Source organism: Pseudoalteromonas sp. MMG024, assembly GCF_021654175.1.
In the GTDB taxonomy this organism is placed as follows: Bacteria; Pseudomonadota; Gammaproteobacteria; order Enterobacterales; family Alteromonadaceae; genus Pseudoalteromonas.
Genome location: NZ_JAKFZO010000023.1, coordinates 43,797 through 59,809 on the forward strand (window position 1 = coordinate 43,797; position 16,013 = coordinate 59,809).

The window sequence follows — 16,013 nt, forward strand, 5'->3', positions numbered from 1 at the left end:
TCCACAATACAAGAAATTGTTGTTAGAAAGCCTGAAATAAAGTTTCATCACTAAAAGACTGGGCCACGTTTTATCTGAATCAACGTGCGCTCATATCTACTTTGGCCATACAACATAATGGTCAACTCTATTTTAAGTTTTATTGTTCTGGCTTTACTTTTCACATTGCTAAGAACATTTAAAACAGTAATAATCAAATACAAATTTTTATCTATAAGCTTCCAACCAGACGAGGAAGGTTCATTTAAAACAGAGGGAATAGCTTTGAACTTAAGAGAGCTTAAGAAGCAACTTCGTGCTACGAAGGATGACGCAGAAAAAACTCGTATCAAAGGCGAGATTGCGTCACTTGTTGATATTGTTGACAGTAAAATCAGACAATCAGGCCGAGAGATCAGCTATAACATACGAGAATGGTCGATTGAAATGATCATTCAAAAATTTTCTGAAGGCCTTGAAGAAGACAGGAATGAGTTGTTTATTCCTGATTATCAGAGGGACTACAAATGGCCTCCGAAAGTACTATCCAGGTTCGTGGAGTCAATTCTATTAGATTTCCCTATTCCATATTTATACATCGCGGATATAGATGAGCCAGATAATCCTGAAATGGATGGGCGCGTCGAAATAATTGACGGTTCCCAAAGGATTAGAGCATTACATTATTTTGTTAATAGCGGGGTAAGGCTCAAAGATACAAAAGAAATTGCTGAACTCGAGGGATTTCAATTTAATGACTTTAGTGCCGCACGAAAGAGAAGATTCATGCGTGCGACCTTAAGATTTGTTGAATTAAAAGGCCAAGTAGATGAAGACACCAGAAGAGATTTATTTGAGCGTATAAACTCCGGCGCAAAAAGTCTGCTGCCAATGGAAGTGAGACACGGATCACAGGATGCTGACACTAGGTTCTTCAAAGAAGTTATCACAGCAAACGCAAATAGCGAGCTATTTGAAGAGCTTGCTCCACTGTCGAAAAAGAAAAAAGCAAGCCAAGATCACCTCGAACTAGTCTTAAGGTTTTTTGCCTACTTGAATGATATTGAAAGTTATAAAGGAACTGTACGGCCGTTTTTAGATCAATATTTAGCTAAAGCGGGGCAAATATCCTCTGATGAAGAAATCCAGCGTATGAATGATGAATTTATCAATACACTGAATTTCATTCAAACGCATATTCCAATGGGTTTCCGACGTACTCCAAATAGCAAAACGACTATTCGAGCAAGATATGAAGCTCTGGCCGTTGGAGTTGGACTTGCCCTAAGAGAGAGTCCAGAGCTTACACCCGCCGTGGAAATATCATCTTGGATAACTTCGGATGAATTCCAACAAGTAATAGGGGCTGATAGTGCAAATAATACAAGCCAATTAGTCGCGAGAATTGAATTCGTAAAAACAAAACTTCTAGAAGGGTAAATATATGGACATGGTACTAGATGAGTATAAAGATAGGCAAGAAGATATTGATATGCTTGTATCTCTTATTAGTTCTCTCAAGGAAGGTAATAAATTGATAGTTGTGGATGAGAATAACGAGGCCATTTCTGAAATGCAAATAAATGAAGATTTGATAAACATCTTAAAATCAGTAATTTACGTCATGTGTTATAACCAAGTCGAATCCACTGTACGTGGTTGTGTTGAAACTATCTACGACCACCTCGAAGATACTTGTACCGGATACAATGAATTAAAAGTAAGCATACAAAAAGAGTTGTTGCATAGCGTGCTGAAGATTTACGAAACAGGCGGCTCTTTACACAAAAAAGTTGGAAACGAGTTGGAACTAAAGCTGCCTAAAGCATCTTTTCAAATCCGGAGAATATTTAACGGAAACGTATCAAAAAGAACAATGAATGAACTAACAAGAGTCTATGGAATCACCATTACGGCTGACCCAAAAGATCTAAATCTACTAAAAGAAGCAAGAAATGAATTAGCGCATGGCAATGCATCTTTTTCTCAGTACGGTAGAAAAGATACGGTAGACGACTGCGTCTCTATAAGCTCAAGAGTCAGCTCATATTTATCAACTATGATTCATTGTTTTGATGAATATATAGTAAACAAATACTATCTTTGTTCACAAAATTAATGCGATTTTAGGTGTGCGCTAAGGCTATCTCCAATGACTTTGCCCAACTTCACAGGTACGGCATTACCTATCATTTTTCCAAGGTCTACTAGCTTTAGTTGCTCACCATCTTTTAAAAACTGATAATTGTCGGGAAATGACTGGAATATAGCCGCCTCACGCAGTGAAATCGCTCTATCTTGCTCCGGATGACCAAACCTACCATTTCCATAACCAAAACATTGCGTCGTCATTGTTGGACTGGGTTGATCCCATCGCATCCTTGCATAGACTCCACTATAAGTATTACCACTCTCTTTTTGGTGGCATTTCGCTCGTAACTCCACAGGCCAGTCCCTCCAAGATCCACCAGGCTTTGAATATCGGATTCTTTTCAGGTTAACTTTAGACAGACTCGCACATCGATGTAATGGATCAGTTTGACATTGCTCACCAGCATTTAGCCTTGGCAAATTACCAATAGCTTCTTGAACCGATACATATGATTCACTTTCGTGTGTGGGTGCTAGTAAAGAAATATCTCCTATTTTTGAGGCCAAAAGCACGTGCCTTTTTCGTACTTGTGGAAGTCCATAATCTGGGCAATAAACTTTTTTAGCCCAAACAGAATATCCTTGATTCTTCAGCTCCAAAACAAAATCAGAATAGACTTCATGTTTGATAACATCAGGGACATTTTCCATTGTTACCAATTCAGGTTCAACCTCACGTATTAAGCGAGAAAACTCATATAACAGTGGCCATTTCTTATCATTCTTAACATCTCTGCCATGGGAGTATTTAGAAAATGGTTGGCAAGGAGCACACCCCGCTAATAGTTTTATAGCCCCTTTGGGGTATAACTTTTTAAGTTCTTCGCCTGACAACTCAGCGACATCTTTGAGATAAAATTTGGCACCGGTGTTGTTTCGCTCATATGGATATTTACATTTCTCTTCTATATCGAAGCCCGCAACCACATCAATTTGCGACTGCAATAAACCGTGTGTCAACCCACCAACACCACAGAACAAATCAACTGCAACTATTCTTTTTGTCATTTTGCTCTATTACCAACTCAATTCATATCTAACGTACATGTATTAATACCCATATCTCTCAATGTCTTTGAAGCCGTGTCAATAGTATGAAATGCTCTTACTTTTTCTCGTTTACTTCTAAGTATTTTCTCAGAGTTTCCAAACTTTATTTTGATCATCCACTTTTCAACTTCCTTTGCTGGATGCCTACAGATTAGAGCTTCACAAATCACACCACATTTGGCCAGCTCAATCAAAGTCTTTGTTTCTACTGTATCATCCATACAAACTTGAAAATGCCCAAAACATATATATATGATAACCCATTAGTGCTACATATGGGAACCATTGTTTACAATTATACCCCCCGGTTTATATAGTTGTGAAATACTTATCGACAGTATCCACAATATAATCTACCTGCCATGGCCCTGTTTTGTAATATGTAAACAAATCCTTTCATGGTATCCCTTAAAAACTCAGCAACTCTTTCAAAATACGATTTTTCCAACTTTCCATTTGCTCCTCGGAAAACACGTTGTTGGCACTGCGCGGGTGGGCTACCTCTGCACAAATGTCACAGTACTTGTTAAAGAAGGTTTTATCCGGCCAATGGAGGGACTTCCTAACGGTCACCCCCAGTATTTTCTTCAACGCATCTGCGTGGTTAATCCCAGGAGCAATGCCAAAGACCTTGGTCGAGAGAGAATCACGGTCCGAGGTATCAACTTCCAATGCATAGCGCACACTACCATTCTTGAGAATGAACTTGACCAAGAGATAATGCCTGGGCGTTCCATCGCTAAAAACGTGAAGTCGGCAACGGCTTATCTTGGGTAATGGAGGGAATTTCATTCCCTCACAGTGGATTTCGTTGCTCTTGGAGATACGCTTGATAATCTCGATAAGCAACGCAAACCTGTCCCTTTGCTTCGCAGTTGTATCATCTTCGTCACCAAGCTGATCTATATCCCCGGGGGTTCCTGTTCCACCGGTTACATCTTCCCCGATACTGGTATCCTTGGGATTTGTATCCCCGCCGGGTATCTCACCGATCTTTTTACCCGTACCTCCACGGCTTTCACCGCTGTATCCCAACTTGGCCTTGATCGGTTGGCTGTAGCCGAGCCCTTCGAGCGGCAATTGGATCAGCTCATGCGACTTATCCTCATCGGCTTCTGCCTCTAAATCGATTTCAATGCCGCCGTTATTGGATGCACCTCGACCACCAGAGCCGCCTTCCCCAGTAACGGGCCTCTTTATGCCCGGGTGAAAAAAACGGGCTCTTTCAGATACCGAGTTGGGTAACCTCGGAATTGCTGCTATTTCCCATACCAGCTGTTCGCGGGAATCTTTATCGTATGGCCCAACCACTTCAATTGAAGCGCCCTCCAGCTCCTCGGGAGGTTCGAAGTTGAACTGCCAACGGGTATACCCGGGCGTAGCACTGCTTTCTCGGTTGAGGCATTGCCAGATGGATTCGTAAGATTTCTTGATGCCGGGATTCAACAACAGCCAGGTAAATAAATCCCGGTAACCTCCTTGGGCAATCAGCTTGGCCGGTATCCCTGTTTTTGCCGGTGTACTGATCCGGGTTTCTCCCGACTCTTCGTCTTCCTCTACATTGAAAAGCATCTCGAGGCCGTTGGGAACGTACGCAGCACTGGCCAACTTATTGGTGTGGAAAAACAATTTTCTTGCCAGCTCGAACTTGGGTAACCATACGGTCCACCCGTCACTCTCGAAAACGAAACATTTCTGGTTTGCAACCTCGGGGATCTGGCTGAGTTTTTTCGATATCCGTCCACACTCTCCCAAGGGGCGCTCCAACCAGGTATCGACGGCTGTAAGGGTATAGGGGCGGCTAAAGGCCATTGTTTCGTACGGTTTACCATCCCCCTGTACGAACTTGCGTCCCATGCCCAGTATACATAAGGCCTCTATGCCGAGAGAGATATCTCTTTCGCTGCCATCCTCCAGTTTAAATCGGCTCCCGATTTTCCACTGGCTGCCCAGGGTATTCCGGCGATAAAGGTTGCCGATTGACTGCAGCTTGGCATTTTGGGGGATCTGCTTAAAAATGGTTTGCATGTATCTCCACTTCTATCCATGATAAAAACCGATCAGTGAGTTCAGGCAATTTCTTCCTGTTCAGGCCGCACACCCTTTCCAGCTCCCAACGAGAGCGCCAAAGCCCGGATTGCTTCGCCGAGACCAATCTCTCCGTGATCCGCCTAACCTGGTACTCGGCAATCGTCTCGGTGTATCTTTCGAAAAAGGCTTTGCACAGGGGAAGTTTATCGATGTGGTGCTCGATAGAAGCCCTGTGTGGTAGCTTGAGGAGAAACCAATTTCGACTATGCCGTGGCGTTCCCGATATGCTCTCGCTTTTCCTGTTGATACCCAGGAGTATGCGGGCCAGCTTTCGATCTCTTGCAGCCCAATCAATATCGCTATGGTTGCTTCTCGGGAGGTGGCGTTCTTGGTTGGTTTCCATGAACCATTGCCTGTCATGCCGGTACAACCAGGCATATAACCCACCGTAACCGTGTTCACGATGATACTTGATACCTTTCCACCCCTTGCCGCCAATCAAGTTCATCCAAGCTGCTCGCTTCTTCTCGCGCTCTTGCGAGGAACAAGACTCCGGCTGGTTTACCGCATGGATCTTCTCGGGAGGCTCCTGGTTTGCCTCATCCAGGATAACTGAGGCCGATTCCCCGGGTCGAAATACGATCCAGGCAAGAATATGTTCAAGGTAACTGAAGGACTTGCGGTGCTTTCGAAACAAGGCCTCCAGCCAGCTCAATTCTCCGTTGACTCCAACCAGTCCAATGCGTTTCAGGTAAGTCGTTGGCCAAGCCCGGGTGAAGCGGGTCGTTAGTACGGAATGACGAACATGCAGCCCCTTACCTGCGCCTGATTGTGTTGCCAAATTGTGGTAAAAGTGACTCCATTGCCGGTAGTTTGGCGACGGGATATCACCTAGTGCCAACAATTGCTTGACCAAATCGGCAACCGACTCTTGCCCCGGTAGCAAATAAATCTCACGCTTAAGCCGGGGGCACGTATCCGGGGTTGCTGGTGTGAACTCATGCCTGTGCAGGGCTCTGAAAGCAGCCGACGAATCTTGGAGCTTATTTCCATGGATTGGGCACACTTCAACGCCAGTTACCTGCCATAATCTTGGCCAGTAATACTCGCCAAACGTGGCCTTCATGTCATCCAGGCACGCGGGACAGATGCGAAACCAGGCTGAAGGCTTTACCTTGCCGGCACTGACTCCCGAGCGCACATGGATACTTTCTCCATGGTTACCCCTCATGGCATCGACCAGTTGCATTTTCCTCTCCCGGGGAATGAAGGGAGCAAAAAGCGGGAACAGCGTATGTTTGAAGATAAGTTGTTCAGGCCCCGCTTTCCGGAGGTAGGAAATATTGGCAACCAGACTGTCAATGTGCGAGGGCAAGTCCGGCACCGCGGTTACCTTGCCATCACCGAAAGCCATTCTCATGAAAACTTTCTGGTCAACGACCCCAAGATGCACCCGGCCGCGGGCTAAGACGCTGTAAAGCAACTCATCGGGGTAGGGACGTGGAAGGTAGTCGAGCATATCAGTTAGCCTTGGCATACAAGGCTTTCAGGTCAAAGATAAGCCCTTGCTTCTTAAACGCTTCGTATACGTTTTCCTGTTCTGCCTCAACGTATACTCGCCGCACATCCCCTTGGGGTAAGTTCACCCATTCGGAACGCTTCATCCGCTTTGGTTTGTTTTCCATTGGTGCTTTTGGAACCTGGTACTCAGTCACCTTATGTACCAAGGCGGATATGGGTAACTCCGGGTGGTCTGTCACTACACGATCTACCATGGGAATCGCTATATCCTGCGGGATATCCATCTGTTCCATCAGCGCGAGTAGCTTTTTAACTTTGTCCGAGCCACGCACCGGGGGCTGTTTCTGCTCAATTACCTCCTCCAGAGATGCGACCATGCTGAGCATTCTTGCCTCTATCTCAGGCATCATCAGATCGTCGTATTTTTCAATCAATTCTGGACGGCCACTCCTGAGCGCAGCCAACATGGGGTGAACGGGTTTCAACTCGTCTTTGTAAACCCGCAGGAGCAACTTGGGGGTAATTCTCTCGGCACCCGTAACAATGGCGCGGACCTGTGCAAGTACGAACAGTTTTATGACTATATCCATGACTCCTTGGGTCAAGTCATACATAGTTTCCTCGAGTTCTTCGGTAATGGGTTCCCCCCGCTCTAACCATTGGTACTGCCAAAGCTTCTCGAGTAACACTCTCCACTGGGGATCCATGGGCAGTCTGTCCCAGAGAAGGCTGCCAAATCCCGATATACGCCGGGCATTTCTGAAAGTCCCTTTGAAGAATTTGCTGGCCCGGTGAGTCCCGACCTGGATCACTGGAACCCCGATAGTATTCACTAGGGAAACGAAGAAGTTATGCATCTTCTCGGCCCCACCGGAGCGAGCCTCGTTGAGATTTTGTACCTCGTCGATGATCAGTACACCCAGGGCATGGATATTGGCAACCTGGGACATGTGGCCCATTAAACGCGTAGGTCCGAGTTTCTTTTTCCCATGGGTGACACTGTAGCGGGTACCCAGCACCTTATCGACGGCGCTGAAAAAGCTCAGGCATAGCTCTACCAGATCACCATCTCCAGGGCAGTCGATTCTAAGGTAGGTAAGCTGTGTAATATTATATTCCGGGTGGTAAATAGCCTGCCGGTACATACGAAGTACCCGCTTCAATGCCTCGGTTTTCCCACATCCCGAGCAACCAAACAGGGAAAGGCTGGTTGCTGTCGAATCTACATCGGCGAATGCTCGCGCTTCCAAGTTTTCCTCCATTACTCGCTGGAAGCCGTTTTGCAGGTGCGAATAATAGCTTCCATCCGCCGGGTTGCGACCCAAGTATCCCTGTCTTAACATCAGGGAGATCTTTATCTCCAACTCCAGATGATGATTCAGGGGTTGGAAAAAGGACCTTAAAATGCGTGCAATCGCGTGGACCCGGGTTCGACCATCCAGCTGGATTTCAGTAGCGTCGAAGCGCGGCTTATCCCGAAGCTTGGCGATAACCTCTTTAACCGAATATAAAGGGGGCAGGCAGGATACGAGAGGGTTGTTCCTGTACTCTTCCAGACCAGGGTCGCCGTATACAGCCTCGGGGATCCCGTTAAAACTATTTTGGCTCATCGTCATCCTCAAACAAGAGATTGCTCAGGTCGGGAAAGGCATAATCATCTTCGCTTTCCCCATTGAACGGGATCACTTCACCTGGGGTCTCCTCTCCCTTGGTGGACCCGGGCCGGAAAGCCGTTTCTTTTCTCTCCTCGCCTTTTTCAGCCAACTTGTTTTCCCTAATCTGCATGCCCAAGTCCTTCTTGCCCAGCCCTTGCCTGGAAGGCCTTTTTGACTCGGCTTTTGCCGCGATGGATTCAATCTTCTCCAGCAGTTTTCCCTTGGTAAACGCAGAGCCAAGCTTTGCGTCGGCATCGGCTTTTCGCTCTTCCCGTGTAATACTCCAGACGTCCCAGAAGGTCATTCCACGGAAACGCCGACTGCGCTCGGTCAGCTCGCATACCCAGTAATCCTTGAGGCTATTGTTCGGCCTTACGTAAATACGCTCGGCATTGCGGGGGTCATACGCGATCGACACTTTTTCAGGCCTTGTTGTGTCTGACCTGTGGAACCAACCAAGCTTGAGCGCCTCGCTGCAGGTAAAGAAGCATCCAAACAAGCACATCCCAAAATCGGATAATGTCGCCATATCGTGCGGCATAAGATTTACCTGCACGAGGTCCAATGGTGCTGTCCTGAGCTTACCGGTGAGGTTTGCAATCCCCCAGTTCCACAGCTGTACAGGAACGGCAGGCACACCGGTCGGCATAGACTCGCACCTGTCGTACTTACTCAGGGTTTGGTGATTGTTATGCCACAGCACGGAGTAAATGATCATCTCTGTAAATTCGTTCAGCGTCATGGTGGCATCCTGTCGGTAGTCATGACCTCCGCGCTTTTTACTCAGCTCTGGCTCAACAACGCCTGCCAAGTAAGGTTTGAACTGTTCTTGGACGGTACGGAAATACCGCTCCACGATCCCCTTGGCGTCACCCCGTCTTGCCGGGGCATTGGCTATCTCCACTCCGAATGCTTCGCAGAAAGCCTGGACCTTGGTGCCGTTCAGCTCCCCCTTGTCTGCAAGGATCGAATCGGGCAGGCCCTGTACTGGCCAGTCTGCTTCGTTGATTTCTATGCCGAACTTGCGGCAGTATTCCACTTTGTTGTCTATCGTATTGGCCAACGCCATCATGGCGCTCACCCATGAAGGCCCTTCGAAACCGACGTAAAGTCCTGTGATCATACGACTGAAAACATCTTTAACCACGTATACCACCGGGCGACCCACTATCTTGCTCCTGTCATGCTCTGCAAGCAGGTAAATATCACCTATGGTTGCATCTATCTGGTACCGGTAACCCGGCCCCAGGGTATCTGCGGTGGAAGTGCCCATAATGGGCCTTTTATCCTTGGCAAACTCGGTTGGGTGCGTTTGTTTCTTGAGAACCTCTACCTCGTCGTATTCCCGCTTGTAAAAGTAACGGAACTGTTCAACGGTAGGCACATCAAAGGGAGTCAGGTCAGGGTTGGTTGCCTGGATGAGGTGCAAAGCACTGGCATGAGCATCGGAAATCGATTTGTATTTTTCATTGAGCAGCTTGGCTTCGATCACTTGGCGGAAAACACGTTCGAACTCTGGAGTGATATTGCTCCCGATACCAGATTTGGTTGAACGAGGGCGACCCAGTTTCTTGTCACTTGGCTTACGTTTTTTCCCCGCACCTCCCGATTTGTTGTAGTCAGGTAGCAAGGCATTTCTGCACATTCCCCTTTGCCAATAGCGCCTGATCAACCGGTTGGCTGTTTGATGAGTGATCCCGTTACGTTCCATGATCCTGCGAACAGCCTTACCTCTTTCCCGGGAATAGAACAGTTCCGGGTTACCGATCTCATCCTTGATGGCAGCCCATGCATTTTCTCTCTTATCCCAATGCATGCTCCCTTCCTCAACTTCTCTTAGGGTCGACTCGATACACGGGTCATCAATCCTTGTCAGGTCACGACTAATAAGCTGCTGTTCGATATCCTCAAGGGCGATTGGTTGGGGCCAGGCCTTATTGTCGTCTATGTCTATCCAGAAGGCGGTATCCTTCCCGGTCCACAGCAGGCGTAAACGCTTGTCACCAAGTTGAAATATCTGGTTAACCGGAAACATGTTTTACCTCCCCGGCATCTTCGTCATGACCATTCAAAGTCAGCATGGAAGCAGTTACCTTGCGGTAATGAAGCCGTAAGTCGAAAAGAAAATAATGTCGTGCCAACAGGTTTCGCAGCCAGTAGAGGGCTTCTCCCGGCTCCAAGTCATAAGCAACATTCAGCCCTCGGGCTACTTCGGTTATAAGCTCATCCGGATTATTGGCAAAAGCATGAACGAACAGGTTGAAATAGTTTTGAAGCGTCGACTGCTCCAGCTCTTCCGACTGCGCCGGGTACAACCACTGGATATTCAGGAATACCGTCTTGGAGAAATCCTTCTCAGAAATTATCGCCCATGGAATTTCCTTCTCTTCCCAGTACTTCTGCTCGAGAGCCAAACGCTCTATGATGTCCGGCTTCTGGAGGTCCGAACTGTACTTGGCTTGGAATGCCATCTGCGGTCTTTCCGGATCATCGAAATCCACCAGGAAATCTGAACTCAATACCTGGTTCACTCCCTTGAACTTGCGGTGCACTATGCCGCTGGCATCGGCAATACGAGCCGTGTCATCGACACGCAGGGGAAACTGTTCGCGAATATCATAAACCTGAGGAAGCCAGTCCAAGGTCAGGAACACCGCCAGTTCGAGATCCGAAAGAAGATGATGAATGCGACGGGATTTATTACCGAATATCCGGTGGGAACGCCCACGGGAAGATACTTCCCATGTGTAAATGAAAGGCTTGTAGTTAGAACCGGTTCCTTGGCCGCGTCCTTCCTTAATCCTTTTGTTGATCTGCGATTGGGTTAATCCTATAAATGTTCCAGCCATAAAAAAGCGACATCAACTGCTGATAATTTCAGCATAGTCGACATCGCTTGATGATGAAAATATATTTTTAGTGATGAAACTATATTTTCAATGATGAGACTCTATTTTAATCCCACAGCGCCTTTTTTGAATGTAAAAATATTTACTCAACCGTAACTGATTTTGCCAGGTTACGTGGTTGGTCAACATCGGTCCCTTTAATTACCGCTACGTAGTAAGACAGCAATTGAAGTGGAATGGTGTACACAATTGGTGCTAATACATCGTCAACTTGATTGACGTTAATAACACGCATTGTGTCATCTGAGACAAATTCAGACGCCTTATCAGCGAATACATAAATAATACCGCCGCGTGCACGCACTTCTTCAACGTTTGACTTCAGCTTTTCCAGTAGCTCGTTATTAGGTGCAACAACAATGATTGGCATATCGGCATCAATCAGTGCCAATGGACCGTGTTTTAGCTCACCTGCTGCGTAAGCTTCCGCGTGAATATACGAGATTTCTTTAAGCTTAAGTGCACCTTCCATTGCGATAGGATATTGATCGCCACGGCCTAAGAAAAGTGCGTGATGTTTATCTGCAAACTCTTCAGCTAAGTCTTCAATGCCTTCAGCAAGAGAAAGTGACTCTTCAAGCTTGTTTGGTAACGTTTTAATAGCGTTAACAATTTCAGCATGCTCAAGGCCTTTTTCTTGGGCAATTGAAGCTACTAACATTAATAAACCAACAAGCTGAGTGGTAAATGCTTTTGTTGACGCAACGCCAATTTCAGCACCCGCTTTGGTCATAAACGCAATATCTGATTCGCGCACTAGCGAGCTGCCAGGCACGTTACAAATCGTCATTGAGCTCATGTAACCTTGCTCTTTAGCTAAGCGAAGTGCAGCTAAAGTGTCGGCTGTTTCACCTGACTGAGAAATGGTTACAAGTAGGCTGTTTTCATGAACAAAAGATTTGCGATAGCGGAACTCAGAGGCAATTTCAACGTTACAGCTAACACCAGCATATTGCTCTAACCAGTAGCGTGCAACCATACCTGAGTGGTATGAGGTACCGCAGGCAATAATTTGCACATGCTTTACTTGTTTGAAAATATCCGCTGCTGTATCGCCAAATGCGTCAACTGCAACTTTATCACCGTCAATACGCGCTTCTAGGGTGTTGCGTACAGCTACTGGCTGCTCGTAGATTTCTTTTAGCATATAGTGGCGGTATTCGCCTTTGCCTGACGCATCTTGGGTGATGTTAGATTCAACTACATCGCGTTCAACAGCGTTACCATCGATATCGAAAATTTCAACTGAATCACGAGTAATGCGGGCAACGTCGCCTTCTTCTAAAAAGATAAAGCTGCGTGTTACTGGTAGTAACGCTAATTGGTCTGAAGCAATGAAGTTTTCGCCTAAGCCTAAACCGATAACGAGCGGGCTGCCAGAGCGAGCCACGATAATTTCATTAGGGTTTTCTTTATCAAAAACCACCGTGCCGTAAGCACCTTCAAACTCTTTTACAGCTGCTTGTACAGATGCAAGTAACGAATCATGACTTTGACGAAGCTGGTGGATTTTATGCACCATCACTTCGGTGTCAGTATCTGATAAAAACTCGTAGCCATCACCGCGCAGTTGTGTTCGTAATTTATCGTGATTTTCAATAATACCGTTGTGCACAAGCGCAAGCTGTTGACTCGAAATGTGTGGGTGAGCATTGGCTTCAGTCACGCTGCCATGGGTTGCCCAGCGAGTATGCGCAATACCTGTTGTGCCTTTTACATCTGCATCGGTAAGTGCTACATCAAGATTAGCAACTTTGCCAACTGCTTTTACAGTATTTAGCGCTTTGTCGTTGTTGCCTAATGCTATACCTGCAGAGTCGTAGCCACGGTATTCAAGGCGCTTTAGGCCTTCAATTAAAATTCGGTTAACTGGGCGTTCTGCCACAGCGCCAACAATGCCACACATAATAATCTCCTTAAATTGCACGGTATGTGAGCGTTAAATGGGTTACAGGTTTGTTGTCGGAACCTGCAAATGCGTTACTTGGCGCAAATAACAGTAACCTGATGTTGTTCAATTGCCTGCTTAGTGTTGTCGTCTAAGCCATCATCCGTTACTAAATAATTTACTTGCTGCCATGGTATTTCTAAATTTGGTATTTTTTTACCAATCTTGTTCGATTCAACAAGCACAATTACTTCTCTTGCCGAATCAGCCATAACGCGACTCAAACCGATCAATTCATTGAATGTAGTAGTACCTCTATCAATATCAATGCCATCGGCACCAATAAATAATTGATCGAAGTCGTATGAGCGCACAACTTGCTCGGCAACTTGCCCCTGAAAAGATTCAGAGTGTGGATCCCAGGTGCCACCAGGCATTAATAAAGTAGGCTCATTTTCTAATGAAAGCAATCGGTTAGCTACGTTGATGGCGTTGGTCATAACGACTAAACCACGTTTGTGTGAAAGCTCAGGGATCATCGCCGCTGTAGTGCGACCGCTATCAATAATAATGCGGTTATGATCTTTAATGAGGTCAGCTGCAGCTTTTGCTATTTGCATTTTGCGAATTGGATCGAGCTTTTCGTCGCTATTTGCAACGATCTCTTGTGGTAATGCCATTGCACCACCATAACGGCGCAACAGCAGGCCGCTTTGTTCAAGTGCGGTAAGATCTTTTCGAATCGTAACTTCTGACGTTGCAAATTGTTCAGCGAGCTGTTCAACGCTAACTTCACCAAGCTCGTTCACTTGCCGCAAAATAGTATGGCGTCTTTGTTGGGTGTTACGTTTCGTCATTTTATCAATAAGTTTCGTTTCGAAAGATGTGGTATTTTAATCGAAACTTATTAGATCGCAAGTGCTTATTTTATGAGTCTGTTTTGCATCTAAATCTTGCTTGTGTGAAAATATTCAATGGAAGTAAAAATTACAAGGAATCAGAATGTTAAATGGACTTAAATCGATATTTCTTATCGCGTTATTATACTTATCTCCTAATGCACTTGCTGGTGCAACACAATGGATGGACTTCAAGTTAGAGCACGGCCATATCAAAGTGCCTGTAATCGTTGGTGGTGTTAAAGCACATGCTATCTTAGATACTGGCGCTAATGTAAATGCAATCAATGGACAGTTTGTTAGACATCATAATTTAGACCTAAACAAAGGTTCGAGTATTTATGTCAAAGGTGTTTTTGATACTGAAAAGCGTAATACTTATAAAAATGTCCCGATCAACTTATTTGGCACCGATATTGAGTTAGACGATATGGTCGACTTTCAATTAGGCCCATCTGATGATGCTATTTTGCTTGGCTCTTCATTTTTTTCCCTTTTTATCGTTCAAATTGACTATCCCAATAATAAAATGCGTTTGCTAACGCGAGATACTTTTGATTTAAAAAAGCTAAAAAATATTGAGATTCAAAATCAAAAGGGAACAGGCCTGCCTATCGTTAAAGTTAATTTCAATAAAAATGATTCTGCATGGCTGTTGTTAGATACTGGTAATACAGGCGGTATTATGGTTGAACGTAGCTATGCAAATAAGTTGGAATGGTTGGAAAACTATCAGACAGAAACAGGTTTAGTTATTGGGGTGAATAAAATAAAAGGAACTGAAAGTTTTCGCATTGATTCACTGAAATTTGGACCTTATACCCTTGAAAATGTGTTGGTGACAGTTCCAGCAGAAGGAGAGCGAAGTAACTTGGAAAATCGTTATGAGGTGAGTACAGGTTCACGTTTGAGAGGAAGAAGAGTTAGAGGTTTGCTTGGATACGATATTTTAAAGCATTTTGTTTTGACGATAGATTATAAAACAGGGTCTGCACATATTAGTTTGCCAGAAGAATAGCTTGAAATATCAGATAGCTGAACATTGTAGTTATACAGTGATTTATTTATAGTGCTTAAAGCGTGAATAAAAACAACAAGATGCTATGAAGGAAAAAAAGCAATCCAAACTTCACTTTTCGCAAGATAAGGTGAATCTATTTTTGGCGCTATGCGCCATTATTATTTCAGCAGCCTCATTTTATGCCACTTTTTTACAAGCCAATGCGGCAGAAAAGCAGGTAAAAGCGGCAACTTGGCCTTGGATGCAGTTCGTTTCTGGTAATGCGAATATGGAAAAACGCAGCCAAGAGATTACCTTTACCTTAAAAAACTCAGGTGCAGGGCCTGCCCTTGTTAAATATTTGAAGTACACCTACCAAGGTAAAGAGTATTACGATGTTTATGACTTTATCACTGCATGTTGTTTTGACATTAAGGCCTATGAAACGGCGCTGAAAGAACTGCAAAAGAAGTCACCGAAGGTTAATTTTTTTAGAGAATTTGGCTGGATCACCACCTCATTTGCGCAAAATGCACTTGTGCCACCGGGAGGCTCAATTAGTCTTTTAGCGCTTGAAAAAACCAAGTACAACGAGAAGTTTTGGCAGATTCTTGATAAAAAGCGTTTTAAAGTAAAAGTTGAGGTGTGTTACTGCTCAATACTCGAAAACTGTTACATCAGTAATGGCAAAGGTGATACGCAAGAGGTTGAAATCTGTCCAGCAATTGTCGAATCAAAACCAATTGTAAAAACCACGCCCGTAGAAACAAAAAAAGCCGCTAATTAGCTAACACTGATCAGTTAAGCATTTGATCGGTTGATTGATCCTGAGATCAAGTGAAAATACCCTCAAGCAATTTGTTTGAGGGTATTTTTTATGTTGGAACACTGGCTTATCGATGTGGATGATTTCGCTTCCCCTGACTCACA

13 protein-coding genes are annotated in these 16,013 nt (G+C 45.1%); 4 read left to right on the forward strand and 9 right to left on the reverse strand.

Annotation, left to right across the window (positions count from 1 at the left end; translation table 11 throughout):
* The first annotated feature begins 117 nt into the window (after window positions 1-117).
* Together L1068_RS18260 and L1068_RS18265 are read left to right on the forward strand one after the other, a co-directional pair.
* Window positions 118-1,419 carry a DUF262 domain-containing protein gene (locus L1068_RS18260; protein ID WP_237131365.1) on the forward strand — a complete coding sequence of 434 codons (1,302 nt, stop codon included), beginning with the start codon at window positions 118-120 and terminating at the stop codon, window positions 1,417-1,419.
* Window positions 1,420-1,423: 4 nt separating this feature from the next.
* Window positions 1,424-2,098 (forward strand): MAE_28990/MAE_18760 family HEPN-like nuclease, encoded by a 675-nt coding sequence (locus L1068_RS18265; RefSeq protein WP_237131366.1) that lies wholly within the window; start codon window positions 1,424-1,426, stop codon window positions 2,096-2,098.
* On the opposite strand, the gene dcm is transcribed toward L1068_RS18265, so the two are convergent.
* The 9 genes from dcm to L1068_RS18310 all read right to left on the reverse strand — a co-directional run bounded on the left by dcm (window position 2,095) and on the right by L1068_RS18310 (window position 14,041).
* The gene (gene dcm, locus L1068_RS18270; protein WP_237131367.1) at window positions 2,095-3,138 is read right to left on the reverse strand and encodes a DNA (cytosine-5-)-methyltransferase; all 1,044 of its coding nucleotides are present in this window, start codon (window positions 3,136-3,138) and stop codon (window positions 2,095-2,097) included. The two genes, L1068_RS18265 and dcm, sit on opposite strands and share 4 nt — an antisense overlap.
* A gap of 17 nt (window positions 3,139-3,155) precedes the next feature.
* Window positions 3,156-3,401, reverse strand: a complete 246-nt coding sequence (locus tag L1068_RS18275) for a hypothetical protein (protein ID WP_237131368.1) — start codon at window positions 3,399-3,401, stop codon at window positions 3,156-3,158.
* 187 nt (window positions 3,402-3,588) lie between these two features.
* Window positions 3,589-5,208 (reverse strand): Tn7-like element transposition protein TnsE, encoded by a 1,620-nt coding sequence (locus L1068_RS18280; RefSeq protein ID WP_237131369.1) that lies wholly within the window; start codon window positions 5,206-5,208, stop codon window positions 3,589-3,591.
* Window positions 5,192-6,730: a TnsD family Tn7-like transposition protein gene (locus L1068_RS18285; protein ID WP_237131370.1), complete on the reverse strand. Its 1,539-nt coding sequence runs from the start codon at window positions 6,728-6,730 to the stop codon at window positions 5,192-5,194. The genes L1068_RS18280 and L1068_RS18285 overlap by 17 nt, the downstream gene beginning before the upstream one ends.
* 1 nt (window position 6,731) lies before the next feature.
* A complete protein-coding gene (locus tag L1068_RS18290; protein WP_237131371.1) occupies window positions 6,732-8,342 on the reverse strand; it encodes an ATP-binding protein in 1,611 nt (536 codons plus the stop codon).
* Window positions 8,329-10,422, reverse strand: a complete 2,094-nt coding sequence (locus L1068_RS18295; protein ID WP_237131372.1) for a transposase family protein — start codon at window positions 10,420-10,422, stop codon at window positions 8,329-8,331. The genes L1068_RS18290 and L1068_RS18295 overlap by 14 nt, the downstream gene beginning before the upstream one ends.
* A complete protein-coding gene (locus L1068_RS18300) occupies window positions 10,409-11,236 on the reverse strand; it encodes a TnsA endonuclease C-terminal domain-containing protein (RefSeq protein WP_237131373.1) in 828 nt (275 codons plus the stop codon). Before L1068_RS18300 ends, L1068_RS18295 begins: the two co-directional genes overlap by 14 nt.
* 142 nt (window positions 11,237-11,378) lie before the next feature.
* Window positions 11,379-13,202 carry a glutamine--fructose-6-phosphate transaminase (isomerizing) gene (gene glmS, locus L1068_RS18305; protein ID WP_237131374.1) on the reverse strand — a complete coding sequence of 608 codons (1,824 nt, stop codon included), beginning with the start codon at window positions 13,200-13,202 and terminating at the stop codon, window positions 11,379-11,381.
* Window positions 13,203-13,276: 74 nt separating this feature from the next.
* A complete protein-coding gene (locus L1068_RS18310; RefSeq protein ID WP_237131375.1) occupies window positions 13,277-14,041 on the reverse strand; it encodes a DeoR family transcriptional regulator in 765 nt (254 codons plus the stop codon).
* Window positions 14,042-14,186: 145 nt separating this feature from the next.
* Here L1068_RS18310 and L1068_RS18315 point away from each other — a divergent pair, with 145 nt between their 5' ends.
* Both L1068_RS18315 and L1068_RS18320 read left to right on the forward strand, forming a co-directional pair.
* A complete protein-coding gene (locus tag L1068_RS18315) occupies window positions 14,187-15,101 on the forward strand; it encodes an aspartyl protease family protein (protein ID WP_237131376.1) in 915 nt (304 codons plus the stop codon).
* An 85-nt stretch (window positions 15,102-15,186) separates the two neighbouring features.
* Complete coding sequence (locus L1068_RS18320; RefSeq protein WP_237131377.1) at window positions 15,187-15,870, forward strand: hypothetical protein; 684 nt, start codon at window positions 15,187-15,189, stop codon at window positions 15,868-15,870.
* The last annotated feature ends 143 nt before the right edge of the window (window positions 15,871-16,013 follow it).

What these genes read in the sequence shown, in the direction of transcription:
- L1068_RS18265 (WP_237131366.1), top strand. Translation starts at nt 1,424, where the DNA reads ATGGACATGGTACTAGATGAGTATAAAGATAGGCAAGAAGATATTGAT.
- dcm (WP_237131367.1), bottom strand. Translation starts at nt 3,138, where the DNA reads ATGACAAAAAGAATAGTTGCAGTTGATTTGTTCTGTGGTGTTGGTGGG.
- L1068_RS18285 (WP_237131370.1), bottom strand. Translation starts at nt 6,730, where the DNA reads ATGCTCGACTACCTTCCACGTCCCTACCCCGATGAGTTGCTTTACAGC.
- L1068_RS18280 (WP_237131369.1), bottom strand. Translation starts at nt 5,208, where the DNA reads ATGCAAACCATTTTTAAGCAGATCCCCCAAAATGCCAAGCTGCAGTCA.
- L1068_RS18260 (WP_237131365.1), top strand. Translation starts at nt 118, where the DNA reads ATGGTCAACTCTATTTTAAGTTTTATTGTTCTGGCTTTACTTTTCACA.
- L1068_RS18300 (WP_237131373.1), bottom strand. Translation starts at nt 11,236, where the DNA reads ATGGCTGGAACATTTATAGGATTAACCCAATCGCAGATCAACAAAAGG.
- glmS (WP_237131374.1), bottom strand. Translation starts at nt 13,202, where the DNA reads ATGTGTGGCATTGTTGGCGCTGTGGCAGAACGCCCAGTTAACCGAATT.
- L1068_RS18275 (WP_237131368.1), bottom strand. Translation starts at nt 3,401, where the DNA reads ATGGATGATACAGTAGAAACAAAGACTTTGATTGAGCTGGCCAAATGT.
- L1068_RS18290 (WP_237131371.1), bottom strand. Translation starts at nt 8,342, where the DNA reads ATGAGCCAAAATAGTTTTAACGGGATCCCCGAGGCTGTATACGGCGAC.
- L1068_RS18310 (WP_237131375.1), bottom strand. Translation starts at nt 14,041, where the DNA reads ATGACGAAACGTAACACCCAACAAAGACGCCATACTATTTTGCGGCAA.
- L1068_RS18295 (WP_237131372.1), bottom strand. Translation starts at nt 10,422, where the DNA reads ATGTTTCCGGTTAACCAGATATTTCAACTTGGTGACAAGCGTTTACGC.
- L1068_RS18320 (WP_237131377.1), top strand. Translation starts at nt 15,187, where the DNA reads ATGAAGGAAAAAAAGCAATCCAAACTTCACTTTTCGCAAGATAAGGTG.
- L1068_RS18315 (WP_237131376.1), top strand. Translation starts at nt 14,187, where the DNA reads ATGTTAAATGGACTTAAATCGATATTTCTTATCGCGTTATTATACTTA.